The 23,435-nt window shown below is 43.0% G+C and carries 28 protein-coding genes and 1 pseudogene; 6 read left to right on the forward strand and 23 right to left on the reverse strand.

From position 1 onward, the window contains the following. Positions 1-170 precede the first annotated feature (170 nt). The 16 genes from VZ94_RS10075 to VZ94_RS22765 all read right to left on the reverse strand — a co-directional run bounded on the left by VZ94_RS10075 (position 171) and on the right by VZ94_RS22765 (position 10,794). On the reverse strand, positions 171-725 hold the full coding sequence (locus VZ94_RS10075; protein ID WP_131655528.1) for a hypothetical protein: 555 nt from the start codon (positions 723-725) through the stop codon (positions 171-173). After that, positions 688-1,185 carry a [NiFe]-hydrogenase assembly chaperone HybE gene (gene hybE / locus VZ94_RS10080; RefSeq protein ID WP_045779135.1) on the reverse strand — a complete coding sequence of 166 codons (498 nt, stop codon included), beginning with the start codon at positions 1,183-1,185 and terminating at the stop codon, positions 688-690. The genes VZ94_RS10075 and hybE overlap by 38 nt, the downstream gene beginning before the upstream one ends. 2 nt (positions 1,186-1,187) lie before the next feature. Continuing rightward, a complete protein-coding gene (locus VZ94_RS10085; protein WP_045779136.1) occupies positions 1,188-1,412 on the reverse strand; it encodes a rubredoxin in 225 nt (74 codons plus the stop codon). Continuing rightward, the gene (locus VZ94_RS10090) at positions 1,402-2,244 is read right to left on the reverse strand and encodes a hydrogenase expression/formation protein (RefSeq protein ID WP_045779137.1); all 843 of its coding nucleotides are present in this window, start codon (positions 2,242-2,244) and stop codon (positions 1,402-1,404) included. Before VZ94_RS10090 ends, VZ94_RS10085 begins: the two co-directional genes overlap by 11 nt. Before the next feature lie 18 nt (positions 2,245-2,262). Further along, complete coding sequence (locus VZ94_RS10095) at positions 2,263-2,664, reverse strand: thioredoxin domain-containing protein (protein WP_045779138.1); 402 nt, start codon at positions 2,662-2,664, stop codon at positions 2,263-2,265. Then, positions 2,661-2,954, reverse strand: coding sequence for a HypC/HybG/HupF family hydrogenase formation chaperone (locus VZ94_RS10100; RefSeq protein ID WP_045779139.1), 294 nt, complete (start codon positions 2,952-2,954; stop codon positions 2,661-2,663). The genes VZ94_RS10095 and VZ94_RS10100 overlap by 4 nt, the downstream gene beginning before the upstream one ends. Continuing rightward, positions 2,954-3,631: a HyaD/HybD family hydrogenase maturation endopeptidase gene (locus VZ94_RS10105; RefSeq protein WP_045779140.1), complete on the reverse strand. Its 678-nt coding sequence runs from the start codon at positions 3,629-3,631 to the stop codon at positions 2,954-2,956. The genes VZ94_RS10100 and VZ94_RS10105 overlap by 1 nt, the downstream gene beginning before the upstream one ends. 33 nt (positions 3,632-3,664) lie before the next feature. Next, positions 3,665-4,087 carry a Ni/Fe-hydrogenase, b-type cytochrome subunit gene (gene cybH, locus VZ94_RS30595; protein ID WP_275575198.1) on the reverse strand — a complete coding sequence of 141 codons (423 nt, stop codon included), beginning with the start codon at positions 4,085-4,087 and terminating at the stop codon, positions 3,665-3,667. After that, entirely contained in the window at positions 3,987-4,337 is a 351-nt protein-coding gene (locus VZ94_RS30600; protein ID WP_275575199.1) for a cytochrome b/b6 domain-containing protein, read from the reverse strand. Before VZ94_RS30600 ends, cybH begins: the two co-directional genes overlap by 101 nt. Beyond that, the gene (locus tag VZ94_RS10115) at positions 4,334-4,531 is read right to left on the reverse strand and encodes a hypothetical protein (protein ID WP_045779141.1); all 198 of its coding nucleotides are present in this window, start codon (positions 4,529-4,531) and stop codon (positions 4,334-4,336) included. The genes VZ94_RS30600 and VZ94_RS10115 overlap by 4 nt, the downstream gene beginning before the upstream one ends. Positions 4,532-4,545: 14 nt before the next feature. Next, positions 4,546-5,691, reverse strand: coding sequence for a nickel-dependent hydrogenase large subunit (locus tag VZ94_RS33470; protein ID WP_239649819.1), 1,146 nt, complete (start codon positions 5,689-5,691; stop codon positions 4,546-4,548). Continuing rightward, on the reverse strand, positions 5,615-6,145 hold the full coding sequence (locus VZ94_RS33475) for a nickel-dependent hydrogenase large subunit (protein WP_239649820.1): 531 nt from the start codon (positions 6,143-6,145) through the stop codon (positions 5,615-5,617). The genes VZ94_RS33470 and VZ94_RS33475 overlap by 77 nt, the downstream gene beginning before the upstream one ends. After that, entirely contained in the window at positions 6,051-6,344 is a 294-nt protein-coding gene (locus tag VZ94_RS33480) for a hypothetical protein (RefSeq protein WP_239649821.1), read from the reverse strand. Before VZ94_RS33480 ends, VZ94_RS33475 begins: the two co-directional genes overlap by 95 nt. Continuing rightward, a complete protein-coding gene (locus tag VZ94_RS10125) occupies positions 6,341-7,420 on the reverse strand; it encodes a hydrogenase small subunit (RefSeq protein ID WP_192828623.1) in 1,080 nt (359 codons plus the stop codon). The genes VZ94_RS33480 and VZ94_RS10125 overlap by 4 nt, the downstream gene beginning before the upstream one ends. Before the next feature lie 307 nt (positions 7,421-7,727). Then, complete coding sequence (locus tag VZ94_RS10130) at positions 7,728-8,966, reverse strand: pentapeptide repeat-containing protein (protein WP_192828624.1); 1,239 nt, start codon at positions 8,964-8,966, stop codon at positions 7,728-7,730. 271 nt (positions 8,967-9,237) lie between these two features. Then, complete coding sequence (locus tag VZ94_RS22765) at positions 9,238-10,794, reverse strand: calcium-binding protein (RefSeq protein ID WP_052700416.1); 1,557 nt, start codon at positions 10,792-10,794, stop codon at positions 9,238-9,240. Positions 10,795-11,318: 524 nt separating this feature from the next. Here VZ94_RS22765 and VZ94_RS10140 point away from each other — a divergent pair. The 5 genes and pseudogenes from VZ94_RS10140 to VZ94_RS10160 all read left to right on the forward strand — a co-directional run bounded on the left by VZ94_RS10140 (position 11,319) and on the right by VZ94_RS10160 (position 16,533). After that, on the forward strand, positions 11,319-14,039 hold the full coding sequence (locus VZ94_RS10140) for a UvrD-helicase domain-containing protein (RefSeq protein WP_204369105.1): 2,721 nt from the start codon (positions 11,319-11,321) through the stop codon (positions 14,037-14,039). A 3-nt stretch (positions 14,040-14,042) separates the two neighbouring features. Continuing rightward, positions 14,043-14,534: a hypothetical protein gene (locus tag VZ94_RS10145; protein WP_045779143.1), complete on the forward strand. Its 492-nt coding sequence runs from the start codon at positions 14,043-14,045 to the stop codon at positions 14,532-14,534. A 4-nt stretch (positions 14,535-14,538) separates the two neighbouring features. After that, the gene (thyA, locus tag VZ94_RS10150) at positions 14,539-15,372 is read left to right on the forward strand and encodes a thymidylate synthase (RefSeq protein WP_045779154.1); all 834 of its coding nucleotides are present in this window, start codon (positions 14,539-14,541) and stop codon (positions 15,370-15,372) included. Between the two features lie 40 nt (positions 15,373-15,412). Continuing rightward, positions 15,413-16,037 (forward strand): annotated as a pseudogene (locus VZ94_RS10155) (inorganic pyrophosphatase). Then, on the forward strand, positions 16,015-16,533 hold the full coding sequence (locus VZ94_RS10160; protein ID WP_131655529.1) for a hypothetical protein: 519 nt from the start codon (positions 16,015-16,017) through the stop codon (positions 16,531-16,533). The pseudogene VZ94_RS10155 and the gene VZ94_RS10160 overlap by 23 nt, the downstream one beginning before the upstream one ends. A 33-nt stretch (positions 16,534-16,566) precedes the next feature. Here VZ94_RS10160 and speD read toward each other — a convergent pair whose 3' ends face one another. Further along, on the reverse strand, positions 16,567-17,370 hold the full coding sequence (speD, locus tag VZ94_RS10165; RefSeq protein ID WP_045779144.1) for an adenosylmethionine decarboxylase: 804 nt from the start codon (positions 17,368-17,370) through the stop codon (positions 16,567-16,569). A gap of 1 nt (position 17,371) precedes the next feature. Then, positions 17,372-17,791 (reverse strand): OsmC family protein, encoded by a 420-nt coding sequence (locus VZ94_RS10170; protein WP_045779145.1) that lies wholly within the window; start codon positions 17,789-17,791, stop codon positions 17,372-17,374. Positions 17,792-17,927: 136 nt separating this feature from the next. On the opposite strand from VZ94_RS10170, the gene crp reads away from it, so the two are divergent. After that, positions 17,928-18,590: a cAMP-activated global transcriptional regulator CRP gene (gene crp, locus VZ94_RS10175; protein WP_045779146.1), complete on the forward strand. Its 663-nt coding sequence runs from the start codon at positions 17,928-17,930 to the stop codon at positions 18,588-18,590. Positions 18,591-18,616: 26 nt separating this feature from the next. Here crp and VZ94_RS10180 read toward each other — a convergent pair whose 3' ends face one another. From VZ94_RS10180 to fliI, 5 genes are all read right to left on the reverse strand, one after another. Further along, on the reverse strand, positions 18,617-19,270 hold the full coding sequence (locus VZ94_RS10180) for a response regulator (RefSeq protein WP_045779147.1): 654 nt from the start codon (positions 19,268-19,270) through the stop codon (positions 18,617-18,619). Continuing rightward, positions 19,263-20,612, reverse strand: a complete 1,350-nt coding sequence (locus VZ94_RS10185; protein ID WP_045779156.1) for a HAMP domain-containing sensor histidine kinase — start codon at positions 20,610-20,612, stop codon at positions 19,263-19,265. Before VZ94_RS10185 ends, VZ94_RS10180 begins: the two co-directional genes overlap by 8 nt. A gap of 62 nt (positions 20,613-20,674) precedes the next feature. Continuing rightward, positions 20,675-21,157 (reverse strand): bactofilin family protein, encoded by a 483-nt coding sequence (locus VZ94_RS10190; protein ID WP_045779148.1) that lies wholly within the window; start codon positions 21,155-21,157, stop codon positions 20,675-20,677. Between the two features lie 133 nt (positions 21,158-21,290). Next, positions 21,291-21,743 (reverse strand): flagellar export protein FliJ, encoded by a 453-nt coding sequence (fliJ, locus tag VZ94_RS10195; RefSeq protein ID WP_045779149.1) that lies wholly within the window; start codon positions 21,741-21,743, stop codon positions 21,291-21,293. Between the two features lie 205 nt (positions 21,744-21,948). After that, positions 21,949-23,289 (reverse strand): flagellar protein export ATPase FliI, encoded by a 1,341-nt coding sequence (gene fliI / locus VZ94_RS10200; RefSeq protein ID WP_045779150.1) that lies wholly within the window; start codon positions 23,287-23,289, stop codon positions 21,949-21,951. Positions 23,290-23,435: the final 146 nt, after the last annotated feature.

The following is a 23,435-nucleotide window of genomic DNA, read 5'->3' on the forward strand; positions in this document are numbered from 1 at the left end:
GTGTCAGGGTGGAACATTGCATTGGCTGGGTGAAAAACTGGGCGATTATTGCCACCCGCTTTCGTTGCTCCCATTCAATTTACACTTCCATCATGCATACAGTCTGTGGTCTAGTCAATGAACAGACCCGACGATGGCAAATGGCTCGTTTGGCTAATTGTGCATAAGCTCTATTGAGTTAAGTTTACAAAATGCGCTAAATCACCAGCAAATAACACCTTATCCAGCAATGCGGTTAAATCAGCCATTAAATTTTGCCACGTTTTTGTAAAACCTAAAAAACGGCTGCTTAGTTTAAAAGCATCGGCGTCGTTAAATAAGCAGGCCTTGGCTTGCCGCTCTAAAGCCAAGAACCGCGCTAATTCCGTTTTATCAGATTTATAACCCAGTAACATCGGCCAATCAACCAGAATACGCCATAAATGTTCACGTACCGTTTCTAAAGCCACTAAAGCGTCGCGCGCTTTATCGGCTTCAGGTTCGGGCGGTAAATCTAACCCTATTCGACACACATGCAAAGCGCTATACGCTTGCGCATTAGCACACAGGGTAAATAGCAACGGCAGTAGCGTTAAAAGTTGCTCAGGTGTTTTATTGATGAAAACTTGAGTTAATCTATGGGGACGCGTTGACTGAATAAAGACCTCGCGTACCTGTCCCGCCTCATGGATTAAACGAATATGAATGTTACCGGCTGGCGTCATGGTCTTGACTACGCGGCCCATCTTGATTACGCCCTATAGTCAACAGCGAGCGGCGAGTCAAAGACTTAACCGGTTTAGGCTGGCCAAATAATAACTGCAAACACTGCTCAGCAACGGCTAATGCCGCAGCTTGATCAGCAAACTCAAACATCGGTGAAAATAACGAACATTGCCCATAAACACCTAAGCGCTGACTATAGCCCGAAGTAAATTCAAATTCACCAAAAGGAAGCTGTTGATGATACTGGCAACCCGGTGTTAAACCAGAGATGTCATTAGGGTTGCCGGGGAGATGTAATATATTCATAAACCACGGCGTCAGCATAATACCTAGCCAATCTTGCTTAAACCTTGTAAAACCTAAAGCTTTAACAGATAACTGCTTATTCACTAGCGCACTATCTCGCATGTGTTGATGCAATACCGCGTTAAAAGCCTGTTCTAAAGCATGATGAATCTGCTCCTGCGTTTGCCAGTCCATGTTTAATCTACTAACACTAAGAAATCCCGTTTTGTCGCACTGCATTGCGGACACGTCCAATGTTCGGGCAAATCGGTAAACGCGGTACCCGGTGCGATTTGCCATTCGTCATCGCCTTCCGCCGGGTCATAAATATACCAACAAATCTTACATTCGAGTTTCGTCTCTACCGTTACGCGCTGGCTATCGATGCCAAACGCGCCAGCAAAAAAAGCCTTATGCGTCATAAAGTTTCAATATTTCTTGTAACCGCTCACAGCTATCAGCGATGTCTTCAGCCGATGCACACGCGACATTAGGCACAGCACTGACCTCTAACGTGTTTAAAATAAGCGTGTCTTGCGAATTAAAATAACGTACCCACCAAACATAGCGCGTCGCCGTCGCGGTAATACGACAATTACCATAGCCACGCGAAAGTATCGTGACCTGTCCCCCGCCTAAGCGCTGTTCTAAAAACAGCAAATCTTGCTCCGTTTGAGGTAATAAGCTTAGGTTAATCACATGCTCGGATTGCTCAAGAACATACGTTTTAATCTGCGCGTTTAATTCGGTTAATAATGCAGGCGCGTTCATCACACCGCTCGGTAATTGACTGTTATCCGCGTTAATAGAGTCTGCAGCCGTGCTGAAAACCGTCTTAACAAAACTTGGGATTGCACCAATTTCTAAATAATCGGCAACAAGTGTTGTGCCGCTTAATTGTTGCACCCGCCAAACACCGGCTAATACTGACTCTTGTATGCGTATCGCGCCATTTAAACCTACGATACTGACTTCGCCTTCGCCTAACAATTCCGCTAAAAAGCGCCTATTACGCTCGTCACAATGACTTAAATCAATCTGGGCATCCGCGTTAGGGTAAGCCACCAACGCCTGCAACAGCGTTTGTAACACCTGCTTAGCTGGTGCTAATTCGACGTCGTTTAAGTCAGCCGATACTTCTGGCATACGATAAATCATCATAGCCTCAGGCATGACCGGGTAATTCAGTTCAAAGCCGTCTGCTTCAGCAGGTTGACTGCCTTGGCCGATAATAGGTAGGGAAATTGAAGTCATTGTTAAATGCTGAAAAAGTTACGCAACGCCTTGGCAAGCGCTGGCTAAATTGAAGGCGGGAGGTTCGCTAGGCGATAACGCTAAAATTCGTTCAAATTCAGCGCAAAAGCCTGACCAATCTTGAATACCGGTAATCGTGCCTAAATACTCACCTCGACGTAAAAACACCAATGACGGCCAACTAGTAAAACGAAAACGTGCTTGTAATTCACGTTCGATAGTCGTGTCGATTAAAGCAGCGTGTAATCGGCCGGCAAAACGCTTTAACAATTCCGGTAAAATCACCGCGACATCATGGCTTTCAGGAAATAACGCCGGGTTATTACTAAAAAATAACACCACATTGTCATGACCGTAGACAAAAAAATCGAAATTTTCTGCCGTTAACACCGCTAAGCCAGACACTAACGCTTTATTCATCGTAAAAACTCCGGTAGCTCAGGGCTACGATTCACTAAATCGGCAAATAAGCCATCGAAATTTGTTTCACCTTGCATCGCGAGCTGCACCGCCATTAACGCATCATTAACCTGTTGTGCGCGTGTTGGGCTAATAACTTCGCGTGCCGTATCTAAAAATACTAACACCCATGTGCCTATCGGCTGTTCACCGACTAGCATCATACCAATAGTGTATGTTTGCCCTTGATGCTCACACAGTGCATAGGCGCCTTGAGCAGCTATCACTTGCATGGGTAAACCTATGCACATTAATACTGCCCCCGATAATCGACAGCTACTTCCATACCTGACCCGGATTTAGGCTGTTGTAAGTTAAACGCGTCAGACAACAAAACCCGCTCATCACCGATGCGGCAAGCAATATCTTCAGTCGGCCGCTCTTGTTCATAACGTTGCATATCGAGCATAGGATCGGTCAAAGCTAAAGGTGTATCGATGATTTCAGCATGGACGCCAAATTTCTGAAGAAAAGTTAAGGCTAACTCTATGGCGGGCTGGATTTGTGCTTTCACACATGGCCTTAAGCTACCACCATAGTCTTCTAATTCTTCTGGTTGCACACCGATGAGCAACAACTGCCTAGGATAATCGCCTAACATCTCAGCCATCGCTAATACTTCTTGAAAACCGGTTTGATGCAAGCTCATCTTCTTCGCACCTAAGAACTTGGGCACGTCGTCATTAACAATCTGTTTTAACGTACCCGGCGCTAAGCCATAATCAATCGCATCAAAGACGATGAGAATATCGGCCGCTTGCACATGTTCAACCAGATAAATGCCTTGCGTACCGCCATCTAAGACCTTAACCGAATCTGGCAAGCGGTAATGGCGTTGCAACTGCTCAACGACACGCACACCAAAGCCTTCATCCGCCCAAAGCACATTACCGATACCGAGCAACAAAATAGCCGCTTGCGCATTCATCGTCGTGCTTAATGAGAGTTAGAGACCGGCTTATCAGTTTTTAAACGTGCGCCAACCGGTTTTTATCGTGGCTAATATGCTTTGCCCGGATAACTTATCCTCACGAATAGCGACGTAAACATGAATCAGCACAAAACACACGATAAACCACATGATTAAGTGATGCCAACTATGTACGCTTTGGCTATCGCCGAATAAAGGAATAAGCCACTGGCTAAACAATGCATATTGCCAACTACCTTGGCCTTCGCCTTCACCATAAAGCGCAAACCCGGTCAATACCATAAACAGAGAGCCCCAAACAAACATAATATGCATCGCTAACACGGCGAGCGGATTATGGCCTAAATGCTGCTCAGGTTGCTGTTCTAAAAAGCAATACCAGCGAATCTCCCTTAATACGCCTTGCCAAAAAACGCGCGCGCCATAACGGGGGTAGAAAAATTTGTCGTGCATATTTATTACCCACGCAAGCCCAATAAATACGCGCTAACAAACCGATAGCCAACACATATCCGGCAGCAAAATGCGCAAACCGAATATAACCCATTAAAAAATGCTCAGAGGCTTCACCCGATGGCGACGCTAACGGCTCAGCGATTAAATAACCGGTAATAATTAAAACCAGTATCGCCAACGCATTAACACCATGCCAAAGGCGAACCGGCAGTTCGTAAACATAAACCGGTGTGCTAGCCTCTGTCATAGCATTCTCCGGTAATACAACATCAAACCGCTCATCAATGCGGCCAAAATGAGTGCAAATAAAGAACTACCATGAGGATATAGCAGCACTAAATGCTCTAAGCTATGGGTAAAACTATCAACGTCAGCGTGTTCGTGCGCTAGCGTTACGCGAGTCATTGTTAGTAACGCTAACAAAGCAATTAATTTATGCATTAGAGTCTCTCCCTTTAACGAATTTTTACTTGGGTAAGCTCTTGACCATCAGGGCTTATGACATGTGTAGAACACGCCAAGCAAGGGTCAAAGCTGTGTAACGTGCGTAAAATTTCAACCGGCTCTTCTGGCCGTTCGACTTTGGTATTCATTAAAGACGCTTCAAAAGCGCCGATATTACCTTGCTCATCACGCGGCGAACCATTCCACGTCGTTGGCACGACACATTGATAATTGGCAATTTTAGTGTCTTCGATTGCTAACCAATGCGCTAACGCACCGCGTGGTGCTTCAGTAAAGCCAACACCTTTTACTGCTTTCGGCCAGGTATCAGGGTCCCAACGTGCGACATTAGCCGTAGCCAAATCACCGGTTTTAATATTCGCGATGAGTTTATCCATGAAATAACGCATTTTACCGGCCGCCCATTGCGCTTCTAAACCGCGTGCAGCAGTACGACCTAAGGTTGAGAACAATGCAGTAACCGGCACATCCAAGGTTTTTAAAACACCATTTATTTGCTCAGTGATTTCTTTATTACCTTGCGCATAACCAATGACATAACGCGCCAGCGGCCCTACTTCCATCGCATGACCGCGCCAACGCGGCGCTTTAATCCACGAATACTTCGCTGCCTCGTCTAATTGCAGAATATGGGTGCGATCACCTTTGGTATTTGGGCCGATTTTATAATTCGGCTCGGTAATCCCATCCCAAGGATGCAAACCCAGCGCTTCATCAGGGTATTTGTACCAAGAATGAGGAATAAACTCTTTAATTTGCTCAGGGTCGGTTAAATCGACTTCATGAACTTTGCTTAAGTCGCCGTTGATAATTGCCCCGCGCGGCATGAGCAAATTCTCCGCCGAATAATCATTGGCGTTATCGGGAATATCGCCATACGACAACATACTGGCACCGGATAAACCTCCGCCGTATAACCAGCCTTTATAATATTGCGCAATCGCCAATAAGTCAGGGATATAGACTTGATCGATAAAGGTAATGGTCTTATCGATAATCGACGATACCAGGTTTAGCCGCTCCATATTCAACGCACCCACCGCGCCTACGCCATCGATATTAATCGCGCACGGCACACCGCCGACTAACCAGTTTGGATGCGGGTCTTTGCCACCGAAAACAGTACGAATTTTCATAATATCTTTTTGAAAATCCAAACGCTTCCAGGTAATGCGTGACCGCTAATAAATCGGCTTCTGGCGGTAATAAATACGCTGGATTACTCCAATAACCATTTTTAAACGGGCCTAATTGACCCGACTCGACGAATTTTTTTAACCGGTTTTGTGTATCGCGAAAATAACCCGGTGACGATTTTGGATGACTCGGAGAAATCGATTGTTGCAAGGCTGACGTGGCGATAGGGTCGGCTTTTAAGGCATTAACCGGGTTCACCCAATCTAATGCATGTAAATGATAAAAATGCACTAAATGGTCGTGCGCTTGCAGACTAAGCTGCATGATGTTGCGAATCGAGTTAGCGTTTTCTGGAATACTAATGTTTAACGCATTTTCCACGGCGCGTACCGAAGTTAACGCATGGGTACCGGTACAAACACCGCAAATACGTTGTACAAAACGCCCACGCATCGCGCGGGTCGCGGCCTTTTAAAATTACTTCCAAACCGCGCCACATCGTACCGCTAGACACTGCATTGCGGATAATATTGTCATCGTCGATATTGACTTCACAACGCATGTGACCTTCGATGCGCGTGACCGGATCGACCACGACGCGGCGGCCGGCGTCATTAATATTGAAACCGTTAGGGGTGTTAATGACTGTCATAATTGTTCAGCTCCTGCTTGTTTGGCACGATTTAATGCAGTTAAGCCCGCATGGGCAGCGATACCGGCCGTAATTAAACCAGCCGCCGTACCACCAACAGCATCGGCATTCGCTTCAATGCCGAATTGGTTAATGGTGGTTAAACGCTCATAAAAACTGCCTTTATCCCAGAAACCATCTTCAGAACAACCTAGACAACCATGACCGGACTGTATCGGGAATGACACGCCTTCGTTCCATTTAACTGTAGAGCACGCGTTATACGTCGTAGGGCCTTTGCAACCCATTTTGTACAAACAATGTCCTTGTCTAGCGGCTTCATCATCCCAATGCTCAACAAACTGACCGGCATCAAAATGTGGACGTCGATAACATTTATCGTGTATGCGCTGGCTGTAAAACATTTGCGGACGGCCTTGTTTATCCAGCGTCGGCAACTTATCAAAGGTCAAAATATACGCGACAACGGCCGTCATCACTTCAGCGATAGGCGGACACCCCGGCACTTTAATGATAGGCTTATCAGCCAAGCCTGGCACTTTATGTACCGGCGTGGCACGGGTAGGATTAGGTTTCGCCGCTTGCACACAGCCCCAAGATGCACAAGAACCCCAAGAAATAATCGCTTTACAACTTTCGGCAGCGTATTTCAACTGCTCAACAAACGGTTTGCCGCCGATAATGCAATACATGCCATCTTCAGCCAAAGGCGGGTTGCCTTCTACCGCTAATATAAAATTGCCTTTATAGTTTGTAACAATTTCATCGACAATCGCTTCGGCATTATGCCCTGCCGCCGCCATAATCGTGTCGTCGTAATCCAACGACAACATCGACAAAATCACATCTTTTGCCAACGGATGCCCGGAACGAATAAACGACTCCGAACAACAGGTACATTCCAAGCCATGCAACCACAACACCGGAATACGCGGTTTGGTTTCCATAGCATGAGCGATTCTAGGCGCAAACGAAGGCGCTAGCCCTAGCGATGCGGCGGTTAAACTACAAAACTTCAAAAAACTACGGCGCGTAATGCCTTGTCTGCGCATTACATCGTAAAAAGTTTCAATCATGGACTCTCCTGGTATTGTTTTTTGCTGGGTGCACAGCAAAAACCAGTTAGGTGGTGTTTAATTGTTGTTGTGATGCCCCATACTGCACGGCAACAAAAGCAATATCCATACCCAACATAAGGGATTATCAAAACCTTTTAGTTAATAAGGAAATGGAGGGTGTGAGGAGGGAGTGGAATGTCGAATTTGTGATAAAAACGACAAAATGGCGTGACAATGTAAACAAGATGACAAGAAAGCAAAATGGGAAAGTTAGCTTGGAAAAGTGTTGTCGCAGTTCAATCAATATAAGCACCAAAGAAGTCGCTTATCGAGCTAGGCTGTTATCAAATTTGCAATCTACTAAATTCGCATTAGAAAAATTCGTCCCAGTTAAATCGGCTTGGCTGAAATCAAATCGACTTAAACTAGCATGGCTGAAATCAGCATGGCGCAAATTAGCTTTAGTAAAATTGTTTTTTTCGGAAGGTAAGTCTTCAAAATTGGTGAGACCAGTAAATTTCGCATTAGCTAAATTTGCGGCGGTAAAATTGCAGTATTCGATAAAAGCACCCACAAAATTAGCGTTGCGTAAATCGGCTTTAGTGAAATTGAATTGATATAAGTGGGCGCGATTAAAATTAGCACCGGCTAGCCTGCGGCCTGCAAAGAAGTTTTTTAAGTTAATGCTTTCATTAACTTTATAACTATCATCAAATTCACTGAAATCTTTAGCGTTTTTAGCAACTTCAGTCGTGCGGCCAAGGTATAGCAAAGCCAGAGTCTGTCCATGACGAGCCTCTTTATTATTGGGTGCAATACGCAAAATAGCATTAAACTCAGCCAACGCCTGTTCATAGCCTTGTTTTTTACTTAGTTCGTCCGTTTTCGTTAAGCTTCGGTAAAAATCAACCTGAGTTAAGCCTACTTTGACTGCTATATCATTCGGATGATACCAAGCTAGCTCTCTAAACGACCACTCAGCAGCGTCAAGATCGCGATATTGCAAATACAGTTGACCTTGCTCGTATAGTAATCTCGGGTTATGAGGCGATAAGCCTAGCGCTGACGCAAGCTGTTGCTGTTTAAGCCAATAACTATCTAATACCTTTTGATAACTAAGATCACCCATATCTGTGCGCCAAAAATATGAGAACGCAAAACAACGTCTTTTAGTTTCATAACCACTTTTTATGTTTCCCTTGGCAAAGACCATTTCTTCCTGACCAATTGCCCTTCCTTCTGTTTTTCCTCCTGTTTCGACTTCGATTACGTCTAGTTTAGGCGCTTTGTACGCTGTAACAACTTTGTATTTCACTCGATAACGAGTCTCTTCCCAAAATTCACTAGCTAGCCATTGATTATATTCTGTTGGTTTAATCCGGTCTCCAGCTTGTTTAAGCAGCTTTGCCCAACGTGGGTAACCCCAAGCTAGCTTTAATAGCGTCGACCATTGATTGTCTTTAGCTAACTTGCCCATGAATAAGGTATCGATATGCTCAACTTTACCTTTAAATATAAGATCTTTATTGGCAATATCATCCATTGGATTTAGAGAAACACACATAGTAGCCAAGCTAAGCGATGGCATTCCACACACCAAAATACACAATAATATTTTTTTGAACTAGCAATCGTAACCAACGAGAACATAGGCAAGTTGACTTAGTCAAGTAGCGCATATTCATTGAACACCTCTGGTAAATATATGTGTGAGTGATGATGCTATTCTGTAGACTACCTTAGCGAGCATTCTTACCTTATCAACCATAAACTAGAGTAGCCATTATGCCGCCGTAGCGTGCCATGAAAGTAATGGCTACTCGATAAGTTATAGTCTAAACAAACAAAACATGCCCTCCATCTAAACCCGTCGGTAAGCCAATGATTTGCACCGAGCCAGAGCTGGCTCCACTATTGCGCACCGAAGATGAGCGCAAAACGACTAAACCTGTGGCGTTCCAAGACATTTCGTCTCTTATTGTGGTGCGTTGCGTAATGCCGAAGGTGGAGAAAAAAGATGAAAAGGTAACATGCTGGCTTACAAATTTGGCGGTTGAGTTGCCGGTATTACGCGTGGAATTGGTTCGCTCTGCCAGTTGGCCGTCGCGACTGGTAATCACTAAGAAGTCCTCAGGACCAAATCCGGTTAAATCGATATTGTTAGGGAGTAAATTATATTTAGACCCACCAAAATCGACCGCAATGACTTCAACGCCCGTAGTAAATTGACTCTTCGCTTGTGCAGCAGTAGTTGCATCGGAAATTGTGACTATCGTACCAATGACGGCGTTGATGTCGGTATCTACGTTAACCGTGGCACCTAACTGAGAATATGAATGACGGTTGTTGATAACGCCATCATCTTGCCAGCCAGCGCCTAAAAACACCGTACCATTATTGACACCACCAACTATCAGCGTGTCGTTACCGCTGAGGTCAAGCACACTTTGCGCACTCAACATGAGCACGGTTTCACCGCCAGTGAACCTAATGCTTTCTATACTGCTAACCGTATCCGTTGAGGCCGACAAATTAAGCAGTTCATATTGCCCTGTTACCTCTAAGACGTCTTTGCCACCACCACCATGAAGCGTGTCACGGAAAAAATCTTTGACTTGCAATAAATCATTGCCAACACCGCCATACAACGCATCAATACCCGTAGCACCGTCTAACGTATCGTTACCCTCATTACCTTTAAGTACGTTAGCCACAGCATTGCCGGTGATGAAATTATTTAACGTATTGCCAACACCGTTGGGAGCAGAGAAGCCTCCAGATAAAACAAGATGCTCTACATCGGCTGGTAAGGTAAAGCTAACGCTTGACCATACTGTATCAATACCATTATTCACTAACTCAATAACTTTATCGCCTTTACTACTGACCACATAAGTATCATCGCCGGTGCCGCCTAATAAAACATCATTGCCAAAACCACCGTCTAGCTTATCGTTACCCTCATTACCTTGTAGCGTATTGCTAACAGAATTACCACTTAATGTGTTATCTAGCTCATTGCCCGTGGCATTGAGTTTACTACTGCCTATTAGCGTGAGATTTTCTATATTCGCTGCTAAGGTCATACTGACCGATGATTGAATGCTGTCAATGCCTTCGTTATCGAGTTCTATGACTTGGTCGTTTTTGTTGTCAACAATATAACGATCATCACCGGCACCGCCCGATAGACTATCACTACCGTCTCCGCCATCTAGCGTATCGTTGCCTTGACCACCGTCAAGCGTATCATTGCCTATATGGCCGAGTAATTTATCATCCCCGCCTTGCCCGGATAAGACATCATTACCTGCGTAGCCTAAAAGGGTATCACCCTCCAATGCTCTGCCATTTATTATGTTGTTATTCTTGTCGCCTTTGAAAATTGCCATCATAACCTCCAGTGGAATTACATAAGTATTTACAACGCATTAAGCGTTATTTCGAGTCAAGCCATTCACCTTGATATAACGATAAGCAACACGTCTTAAACACAGAGACATATTAATACTAGTGAAAAACCTTAGTTTTATGAGCCACTGTGTCAATCGTTACGATTAAGTGTAAGCAATGAAACAATCTAACAGCCATCTTGATTTTAACTAGTTTTGCTGACAAAACAATGGCTTTGGTAATTAATCACACTGCGTTGCAACCTATTAGAAATGGTTATATATGTTAGTTAAGTAAAATACTATGTAGCAAAGACGCTGTTTTTCACCACTGAGTGTGATTATCAAAGGATAGCCGTTACAATGACCGTTTTTTGTTGATTGTCGCGAATGAGTAAGCGTTATGCACCTTTTGATTTATAACGAATTAGACCCTAAAACCATTCCAGGCTTTGTTAAGCTAAAAAAAATATTTGGAGCAGGATGACTTTAAATCCGCCGAGGTTAAGAAAGTTGGCGACAATTTGTACCGCGCAAAATTAAATCAACGTGACCGATTATTATTTTCAATTTACGAACATCAACAACAACGCTACGGTTTGATTTTAGAGTTTGTTAAAAACCACGAGTACCAAAATTCGCGATTTTTAAGGCAAGCGGGCGAAATAGACGAAGATAAGATTCCGCTATTAAGCAATGCCGATGGTCAGGCTGTGCCGACATTGCCGTACTTAAACCCGACTCAAGCGCATTTTAATTTGCTCGATAAGATTATTTCGTTTGATGACTATCAACACGCGGTGTACGAGTTACAACCACCGCTAATCGTCATTGGTTCGGCGGGTAGTGGTAAAACAGCGTTAACGCTGGAAAAAATGAAACAGGCTATTGGCGATGTGTTATATGTCACACAATCGGCGTACTTAGTAAAGAACTCGCGCGATTTGTATTACGCCCATGACTATGACAATCCCGATCAGCAAATCGATTTTTTGTCGTTTCAAGAGTTTTTGGAAAGTATTCACGTGCCAGAAGGCAAGCCAGTGAGTTTTCCTGCCTTTCAACAATGGTTTAATCGCTTTCGACAAACGAATGCATTAAAAGATGCCCATAAGGTATTTGAAGAATTTCGCGGCGTCATAACAGGCCCTGCTACCGATAAAAGTTGGTTGAGTCGTAACGATTATTTGCAGCTTGGCGTAAAAGAGTCGATTTTTTTAGCCGAAGAACGCGAAGCAGTGTATGACTTATTCGATAAATATGTGCAGTTTCTACGCGATAACGCGTTGTATGACACTAACATCATTAGCCATCAATATTTAGAGCGCATTACACCGAGCTATGATTTTATTGTCGTCGATGAAGTACAAGATTTAACTAATGTGCAGCTCTATTTGATTTTAAAAGCCTTGCGCAATAATCGCGATTTCATTTTGTGCGGTGATTCTAACCAAATCGTACATCCTAATTTCTTCTCATGGTCTAAGGTCAAGTCGTTGTTTTATAAACAACAAGACTTAGACACCAGCGAGGATTTAATCCGTGTTTTAAACACCAATTACCGTAATTCACCACAAGTCACTGACATCGCTAACCGGATTTTGAAAATTAAAAATCTGCGCTTTGGTTCTATCGATAAAGAAAGCCATTATTTAGTCGAAAGCAACGGACATCAGCAAGGCGAAGTGTTGTTTTTGCAAGATACCGATGGCATTCGCAATGAGTTAGACAGCAAAACCCGTGCTTCGACATTGTTTGCCGTGATTGTGATGACCGCAGAGCAAAAGCCGTTAGCACAACAGCATTTTGGCACACCACTGATTTTTACTATTCAAGAAGCGAAAGGCTTGGAATATGAAAATATTATTTTGTATAACTTTTTAAGCCAAGAAGAAGCACGCTACCGCGAAATTACTAAAGGTGTGCAAGCATCTGATTTACTCAGTGATTTAAAATATTCGCGTGGTAAAGATAAAACCGATAAATCGTTAGAGATTTATAAGTTTTATATTAACGCACTGTATGTCGCATTAACACGAGCAGTAAAAAATCTGTATTGGATTGAAAGCAACCCTAAACAAAGCTTGTTAGAATTAATCGGCTTACGCGATGCGCAAGCCAGTTTGCAATTAGCCAGCCAAAATTCAAGCCTTGACGCTTGGCGTTTAGAAGCTCATAAGCTGGAGTTACAAGGTAAACAAGAACAAGCTGACCGGATTCGTAGCGAAATTCTGAAACAAAAAACACCACCGTGGCAAACCATTACCGCTGATACCTTACCTGAATTAAAGCGTAAAGCGTTTGAAGCTAATGATAAAAATGCGCGTATGGAGTTATTTGAATATGCTCTGATTTATGAAGACCGCGAAATCTTGAACCGCTTGCTAAAACTAGATTTTAAACCGGCTAAGCAACCCGATAAAGGCATGCAATTATTGCAGCAAAAACACTATGCGATTTATAGCTTTAAAAAACCTGATCCTGTCATTAAACAAACTCAGCTATACGGTACAGATTTTCGTAATTTATTTAATCAAACACCGTTAATGGTGGCAGCATGGATGGGAAATAGCGACGTGATTCAGCATTTAAGCGTGTTAGGTGCCGATACTGAACTTGTCGATGGTAATGGCTTAACCGCGTTTCAAATTGCCCTAAACCAAGCCGCCCGAAACGAAGCGTATGCTAAGAAAAAATTAGCTCTGATTTATCAGCAGTTAGAACCTACCAGCATCAGCATACAAGTCGATGGGCGGCTAGTAAAACTAGATAGACATTTAATGGAGTTTTTCTTGCTGAATTTAATGATGGCGGTATTTTATCGGGTAATGCCCGACCGGGTTTTACGCGGTAAGGGTTTTACAAGTCAAGATTTGCTCGATGCCGTTGCACATATCCCTAACTCAGTATTACCCGAACGCCGTAAACAACGCGCATATTTATCCAGTATGTTGTCGAAAAACGAAGTCAATAAAGACGATAAATACAATCGCAAATTATTTGTCAGGGTGCGCACCGGTGCGTATTGGTTTAACCCTAAGCTGGCACTAAAAATCGAAGGCGAATGGGTTAATATCTATGATTTATTAAGCATAGACCGATTAACAACTATGTATGTCGACGGCAAAGATTGGTGGTTTGTTGATTTGAATTCTCGTTATGAAACTATGATGAAGGTTGCTAAACAAGAATTAAAACAGAAATTAGGCTTAAGCCTTCAATCTACTCCCAACAACGGACACTAAACCATGAAAAAACTTCTGTTATCGATTTTAGCTATTCTGTTATTAATAGAAGAATGGTTATGGGATGTGTTATCCGCCTTTGGTCATCGCTTGGTGTTGTGGCTGCACTTAGCCAAAGTGGAAGCTTGGCTAGCACAAACATCGCCGCCGATTGCGCTCATCGCTTTATTAATCCCACTATTAATCGTCACACCTATGAATTTAGCCGCGTTATGGCTATTGGCGAATGGCATGATTGTGCAAGGTATTGAGCTTGAGATTGTTGCTAAACTATTAGGTACGCTGTTAGTCGCGCGTGTGTTTACTTTAACTAAAACACAATTATTAACGTTCAGCTGGATTCACTGGCTTTATCACACGATTACCGGTTGGTTACGTTGGGCACATGAAAAAATTACCGCAACGGCGGTATATCGTAATGCTAAAGCGTTAAAACAGTACATCAAAACCTATGCAACAAAATGGCGAGATTATTTACGCCAATGGGTGGGTTAAACTTATGCAATGCTATTTAGAGCTATTGAATACCTTGTTGACTAAAGGTCAACGCAAACAGGATAGAACCGGCAGCGGTACATTATCGACGTTTGGCGTACAGTTACGCTTTGATTTAAGCCAAGGATTTCCGCTAGTCACAACTAAGAAGCTCCACGTTAAAGCGATTATTCATGAACTCTTATGGTTTTTACAAGGCAATACCAATTTAACGTATTTACACGAGCATCAAGTCAGCATTTGGGATGAATGGGCTAATGAGCAAGGCGATTTAGGCCCTATTTATGGCAAGCAATGGCGGTCTTGGGCCACGCCCGATGGTCGTCAAGTTGACCAAATTCAACAGGTGATTAACCAGATTAAGCAAACGCCCGATAGTCGGCGCATGATTGTATCGGCCTGGAATGTCGCAGATTTACCTGATGAACGCATCAGTCCTCAAGCCAATGTGGCTCAAGACAAAATGGCGTTAGCCCCTTGTCATGTATTGTTTCAATTTTATGTTGCAAACAACCGGTTATCTTGTTTATTGTATCAACGCAGTTGCGATACGTTTTTAGGCTTGCCGTTTAATATCGCTAGTTATGCTTTATTAACGCACATGATTGCTGAGCAGTGCGGTTTGAACGTTGGTGAGTTTATTTGGATGGGCGGCGATGTGCATTTATATCTTAATCACATTGAACAAGCTCAATTACAATTAAGCCGTACACCTTATCCATTGCCTGAGCTTAGCTTTAAACGCAAACCCGATTCTATTTTCGATTATCGCTTTGATGATATTGAAATCTTGAATTATCAAGCACATGCTGCGATTAAAGCGCCTATTTCAGTGTAACTGCAACTGCATCCTCTTCTCTCTCTTTTGAAAGGCACAGATGAATATTGAACATAAAGCTCATCCTTGGCATGGCATTATGCCAGGTGATAAAGCACCCGATGTGATTACGGCATTTATTGAAATGGTGCCAACCGACACCGTGAAATATGAAATTGACAAGACCACGGGTTATTTGAAAATCGATAGACCGCAAAAATTCTCCAATACCGTACCAACGTTGTATGGTTTTATCCCACAAACCTATTGTGCAGAATTGGTGGCTGCCTATGCAGAAATGCGCGCGGGCAAACCCGTTGAAAAAGGCGATGGCGACCCGCTTGATATTTGTGTGTTAAGCGAGCGTACGGTCACGCATGGCGATATTATTTTACAAGCGATTCCTATTGGCGGTTTTCGCTTACTCGATAAAGGTGAAGCCGACGATAAGATTATTGCTGTAATGAAAGGCGATGAGTTTTACCGACAATGGTGTGATGTGTCGGATTGCCCTGAATCATATATTAATCGCTTAAAACATTATTTTTTTAACCTATAAAAATTTACCCGGTGAAAAAGTTTCCTGCGAAATAACAAATGTCTACGGCCGTGACGAGGCGCACGAAGTGATTCGCCGAGCCATGGAAGACTACCAAAACCATTATGGCTATATGGAAAATGTTTGAGGCTACCGAATGTGATGCAACCACGGCGTTAAAAACCAGTTGGTTAGCTGTAGGGGTTACGTTAATCGTTATCGCTTTAATGGTTGGCTTATGTTACTATCGAATCATACCTTTTTCCCACTGGCAGGAAGAGCAACGCATCCTTATTAGAACGTTAGGTTATATCACAGGGATTGTCCTGCTACCGCTGACGAATTTGTTGCGTTTTGTGTTATTGCGTTTGTGTCAAACCATGCCTCTATCTGAAACGCAAACTAAGATAACCGCGCAAACTCGCTACGCAGTCGCAATATCTCGTTATTTTAAACTTAACGTATTAACACTAAGTTTGATGATGATGATTAGTTTATTGGGTGTTGGCTTATATAGCGTAGGGGATGCATTAAATACGCTGGTCATTTTAACCGGCATGGCTTGCTTGGGGATTTATTTATACCGACCTAAAGCAACTGAATTCATTGCGATAGCGGAAGAACTGGCTGAACAAGGCAAATAGAAACCGGGGCGTGAGCACCCCGGTTACTGGTGCTTATTGTTCTACTTTGATTTTTTTACGGCGATAATTGTGACCATAAAAAATTTCAGTCACTTCTTTATCTAATTTTTTCTGAATTTCTTTTTTTTGCGCTTCGTCTAAATTGCTTTCTTTTTCAAATAAATAATTTTCCAGCTCGGTTTCTTTCAGCATCATCTTGGTATGGAAAATATTTTCGTGATAAACATTGACGTCTATCATTTGGTAGCGTTCTTGAGTATCTCGAGCAATATAGTTTTGTATAGAGGTGATGTTATGGTCGATAAAATGCTTTTTACCTGAAACGTCACGGGTAAATCCGCGTACACGGTAATCCATGATAACCACATCGGATTCAAAGCTATGAATTAAGTAATTCAAGGCTTTTAATGGTGAAATACGACCACAGGTTGAGACATCAATATCGGCTCTAAACGTACTAATGCCATTGTCAGGATGACTCTCAGGGTAAGTATGAACGGTAATATGGCTTTTATCTAAATGCGCTAAGACCGTATCGGGCAAAGGGCCTGGAGTTTGTGAGTTGACCGTCTGCGGCGGCATATCGCCTTCAGAAATCAGCATCGTCACGCTAGCACCTTGCGGGTCATAATCTTGATGTGCAATATTAAGAATTTGCGCACCGATGATGTCGGCTACATCTTTTAAAATCTGAGTCAAACGCTTAGCATTATAAGCTTCATCGATATACTCAATATACGCTTGTTGTTGTTCAGCAGGCGCATAGCAAATATCGTAAATATTAAAGCTTAGCGATTTAGTCAGATTATTAAAGCCGTGTAATTTCAACTTATTCAATTCATTTAACCTCTATAATTTCAAAGTCATGGGTGATTTCAACTGTTTTACTCAACATTATCGTAGCAGAACAGTATTTTTCTGCTGATAAATTAACTGCGCGCTCTACCGCCGAGGCGGCTAAATTTCGGCCTGATACAACGAAATGCAAGTGGATTTTACTAAACACGCTAGGAACGGCATCAACACGCTCAGCCGTAACCTGTGCGACGCAGTCAGTAATATCATGGCGACCTTTTTTCAAAATATGGACCACATCAAATGATGAACAACCACCAACCCCTAATAAAATCATCTCCATGGGACGTATACCCATATTGCGTCCGCCGTGGTCTGCAGGCCCGTCCATGACAACAGCATGGCCACTTCCACTCTCACCGACGAACATGACACCATCTATCCATTTGACTGTTGCTTGCATTTACTTTACCCTAGCGCAAAAAGACGCATAGAATAGCACATAAACTATTTTTCAATAGTTTTTCAAACTAATTTTTGTATAACGTTAAGCACTCTTTGAAATTCACAGATTAGCTAAATACGGACGAGACTCTTCAATGGCACCTAATTTCCCTAAAGAACTGTATAGAAAAGAAGCCTTAGATAAATTTTTGCAGCTATGCGATAAACGCGTTTATCCCGCTAAAGCAAATATTTTTAAACCTGGCGATAATGGCGATAAATTGTATTTTATTATTGAAGGTTCTGTAAGCGTATGCGCCGAAGACGCCGAAGGTAAGCAAGAACTGATGCTGGCTTATTTAAATAAAAATGACTTTATCGGTGAAGTGGGCATCTTCAATGTCAGCAATGAAATTCGCCAAGTCACTGTTAGGACACGTACCGAGTGTTATTTAGCAGAAATTAGTTATGTTGATTTTAGGCAAGCATTAAAACGTGAGTTATTAGAGTATGCACCCGATTTATTATTCTTAGTTGGTTGCCAATTATCGGAACGCTTATTAATTACCAGCCGTAAGTTTAGCGATTTAGCCTTCATGGATGTGGAAGGACGCATTGCTAGGATTTTATTAGATTTGTGCAAAGAACCCGATGCAATTACTCATCCCGATGGTATGCAATTACGGATTTCTCGGCAAGAAATCGGACGCTTAGTCGGTTGCTCGCGTGAAATGGCCGGTAGAGTCATTAAGGAATTGGAAAATAAAAAATTAATTTCTGCCCACGGTAAAACCATTGTCGTATTCGGCACTCGCTGAACAACTAAGCATGACTTATCAATAAGTCATTCATTGAAGATAAGACCGTTATTCAGAGCTAATAAGGTTAACTCTGCATCATTATTCACCGATAATTTTTGCTTAATCAGCGAATGGCTATTCGATACCGTTTTAGGGCTAATATGAAGTAATGCCGCAATTTGTTGATGCTGGCGACCTTGGGCCAGTAAGCGAAAAATTTCTAACTCTCTAAGTGATAAAGCCGCTAATTTAGCGGCCCCACCTGTGACCTGGTGTAGCGCCATGTCCTGCATAATTTCAGGACTTAAGGTTACTCGTCCTGCATAAACCTCAGTAATAGCACGCAATAATAACTCCGGCGGGCTACTTTTCGTGATATAGCCTAACGCGCCAGCCTGACAAGCTTTCAATGCTAACCCAGGATTTTGATGCATAGTAAACACCAAAACTTTAGCTTTAGCATCCCAGCTTTTTATCCTCGTTAATGCTTCTAAACCGCTAGCACCGGGTAAACTAATATCCATGACCACAACATCTGGCTGATAGTCTTGATAGCTTTTATAAGCGCTTGCCGCATCTTCAGCTTCAGCGGCAATAGTCATACCCGGCTGTTTTGCCAGCAATGTTTTATAGCCTGCCCGTACAATGGCATGGTCGTCTACTAATAATAAACGTATAGTTGAGATAGTTTCAGGCATTTGGATGTTCTAGTGGCAAGCGAATACGAATAATTAATCCCTTGGGCTTAGCTAGGGATAGATTTATTTCACCACCGATTAATTTGACTTTTTCTTGTATCCCTTTCAATCCTAAGCCATTAATAGGTAACGGTAGACACTGTGCGCTACCATTATCGCTTATAGTTATCAACACACTGTCAGTATCAACAATGAGTTCTGTATTGGAAACGGTGGCATTGGCATGTTTAGCCGTATTGGTTAAACACTCTTGAATAATACGGAAGACTGTTATTGGTAGCGGTTCAGGTAACTCATCTATAGCGCCTTTAAGCGTTAAATGATACATCGTTTTGCCCTGGCTGATACGTGCCCAATGTTCTGTCAATTGTTTAAGGCAGGCCGCTAAACCCAATTGTTCAAGTTCCGCAGGCCGTAGCTGAATCAGCAGTGTGCGCAAATGCGTCATGATATGTTGGCTAATCGTACTGATTTGCTTAGCCTCATCCGCCAACCCAGGCTGCGTTACCAAACTGGTTTGTATTGACGTCGCTAACGCATTAATGCCTGCTAAGCATTGACCAAATTCATCATGTAATTCGTGTGCAATTCGGGTACGTTCTTGCTCTTGTACTTGCAACAGCTTTAAACCTAACGCGTTGTATTGTTGCAATAAGTGTTGTTGATTTTGCGCGAGTTGATTAATAGCACAAGCCGTTTGCTGCCATTCGGGTATAGTAAACCTAGGTAATCTCGGTGTTAAATCACCGTGTTGCATTTGACGCAAAGTAGTAACAATGACATGTGCTGGCGTTAATAAGCGCTGAACACTAAAAAAAACTGAGATAGAAATTGCGAGTATAGTTAACAGCGATAAAGTGAGTAACTGGCAACTGGTTGTATAGGCGACTGTGATTTCTTGTGTGCTGCTAGGCGTTAGCGTGAAATAGCCATAGTGTTTTTTATTAACGATAACCGCCTGTTTAACGGTTAAACCTGGCTTGAATAAAGCTTGATAGACTTGGCTAAATAGCTGAGGAACTTGGTTTATTAACGCTTCGCCATGACATGCCGTGCGTTTAAGTAAGCCATCCGCAGTAAAAAAGCGAATGCACAGACCTGGATAAGCTTGAGCTTGATAGCTACGCCATAAGTCAAAATTTGGAAAGGCATTAGTATCTTCAAAACCCGCTTGAATGCGTAATAATTGTAAGCTTAATTGTTGCGCCAGTGTATGCGCTAAAGTTTCAGTCTGTTGCTTAGTTTGGACATGAACGCTTTCTAAGACATAAGCCGTTGTAGCCATTAATAAAACCAATCCTATAACCGCTATACGCAAAATAAGCTGAAATTTTAACTTCATCGCTAACGACACGGTTAACCAGAGTTTGCAGCCAATGCTACAAAACTCTGGTTGTATACACACTATGCGTTGTCTTTATCTTTTTTTACCGAAGGTTCGAGTAATACCTGGGGTGCTTTAACACTAGGTCGATTAGTTTGCATATCGATTTTGCCCTTAAACAACGCACCCTCAGCAATAGCAACTTTAGGCGCTGCAATATCGCCATCGACCGAACCGTTCTCACGAATGACGACTCGCTCACTCGCAATAACATTACCTATGACTTGACCTTGAACTATCACGGCTTTTGCGTTTATTTCAGCATTGACTCTACCGTTTATACCTACCGTGAGAATATGGTCTTTTAAATTGATTTTACCTTCGACTTGACCTTCTACCAGCAAATCTTCGCTACCTGTTAACTCGCCTTTGATGATAACGGATTTGCCAATATTAGCTGCGAGCTTGTCAATGACACGTTCTGTTCGTTGAGTCTGTGAGTTAACAACATCAGGTAATGCTGTTGTGTTATTTTCAGTCGCTGCTGGTTCTCGCTTCCACATAACAATCTCCAAAGGGTAAGTTTAATGCTAAAGTGTCGAAGTATAGACGTTAACTATAGGAAAAACAAAGAAAAAGTATGCAAAAGCTTAACGCACATATCATTAATAACTAGCTAACATACGTTTTTATTAACTAAAATCTTTGGGCTAAGTGACTTCTAAACGAACGACTCGTGCGCTCATCCTGGGCAGATTGCTCTCGCTTATCTTCATGTTTTAACTCAGCTTGTTTAGCTTGTGTGCAAATTTTTTGCAGGCTATCGGTCTTATGATGCAAGGTTTGCCAGTGCTTTGTCTTTTCGGCGGCCTCTTGCTCTATACCTATTAAGGCTTGTTCTTGACCTAATATCGCCTTATCCAGCTTTTCGATAAACGAACGAAACTCTAAAAGCTCGCCCATTTTCGTACCCGCGCTTAATAATTGCATATATTTTTGCTGATATTCCCGCCTATAGTTTTTTAAGTGCTCAATTTGCGCTTGGGCGTCTTGCAATTTCTGCTGAGTTAACCCCATAGACGTTAAAGCACTACTCTCTTGCCTAGCATTTAATTCAACCAGTGTTTGTATGCGCGTAGATTTTTTCATGTCTTGGGCCTGCCATATTATTTAATTACGTGGGCTACACACTTTAGCAGGGACAGGGTATTCAGGGTGCATAACGCCAGGGATGGCGTATAGTAGAGCAATTGCCGTGGACGCCGTAAATATATCCCTGTAGGCTTGGCGGCAGCATCACTGCTGCCAACACCTACACCCTAAATACCCTGTCCCGCTTTACGTTGGAAGCCTATTATGTGAATAACGCATCTAACGCGAGTTTGCTTTGTTCAAAATCAACGGCTTCATCCATACCTTGTTGTAAAAAGTCCATAATAGCCGGATGCTTTTGTAATGCCTTATCAATACGCGAGTCAGCCCCCGCATGATAAGCCCCTACGCTGATTAAATCTCGATTTTGTTGGTATAGCGAATACAGCTTTCTTAGCTCCCGTGCGGATTGTTGATGAGGTTTATCGATGATGTCTGGCATCACACGACTTACCGACGCCTCTATATCAATAGCCGGGAAATGTCCTGATTCAGCTAATGCTCTCGATAAAACAATATGACCATCTAATACCCCTCTCGCAGCATCCGCGATAGGGTCATTATTATCATCGCCCTCAGTTAGCACGGTATAAAATGCCGTTATTGAGCCGCCACCGTAATCTGCATTGCCTGCACGTTCAACTAAATGCGGTAGTTTAGCAAACACTGACGGTGGATAACCTTTAGTAGCAGGTGGTTCGTCAATAGCTAACGCTATTTCACGTAAGGCTTGAGCATAGCGCGTTAACGAATCCATCAGCAATAATACGTCTTTGCCTTGATCACGAAAATACTCGGCAATACTGGTCGCGGTTAACGCGCCATGTGCGCGCATTAAGGGTGGACTATCAGCCGGAGTAACCACCAGCACGGCACGGCGTAAACCCTCTTCACCTAAAGTTTTCTGCACGAATTCGTTAACTTCTCGACCTCGCTCACCAATTAAGCCAACGACCACGATTTCAGCGCTAGTAAAACGGGTCATCATGCCCAATAAAACACTCTTGCCCACACCCGTACCCGCAAACAATCCCATGCGCTGTCCTCTACCTACGCTTAGCAAGGCATTAATGGCCCGGATACCAACATCCAGCGGCTCGCGTATAGGCTTACGCGTTAATGGGTTAATAGGTGTTCCGTTTAGCGAGATATGCGCATCTGTTTTTATCGGACCTTTGTTATCTAAGGGCTGACCTGCCCCATCGATAACGCGGCCAAGTAGATTCCAGCCGACTTTTATATGACACGTGTTGCGTACGGGAATGACAGGGCAATCGGCTTCTAAACCATGCACTTCAGTGGTGGGCATTAAAAAAATTCGCGTACCGGCAAAACCAACCACTTCAGCCTCTATGGCTTGACCATTTTTAGTCATAATTTTACAGCGTGCGCCAATAGCCGCGCGACAGCCTACCGCCTCTAACGTTAAACCTACCATACGCGTAAGTTTACCTTCTACGATTAGCTCTGGCGGTGACTCTAATCGCTGAGTATACGGTTTAAGCTTTTCCAACCAAATGGCAGAACGATTAGCATTAAGCATGGTATTAGTCTTCGATGATGTTCTTAACGTGGACATATAGAAAAACAGCGGTTAAAACCAGATTTGTAAAATCTAATGAGTCGCTATCGCGAAGTTTTAAGTTAAGCCGGTTCTCGCACCGGCAGGCGAGCTACTTTCTTTTGCCT

It is taken from the genome of Methylocucumis oryzae (genome assembly GCF_000963695.1).
In the GTDB taxonomy this organism is placed as follows: domain Bacteria; phylum Pseudomonadota; class Gammaproteobacteria; order Methylococcales; family Methylomonadaceae; genus Methylovulum; species Methylovulum oryzae.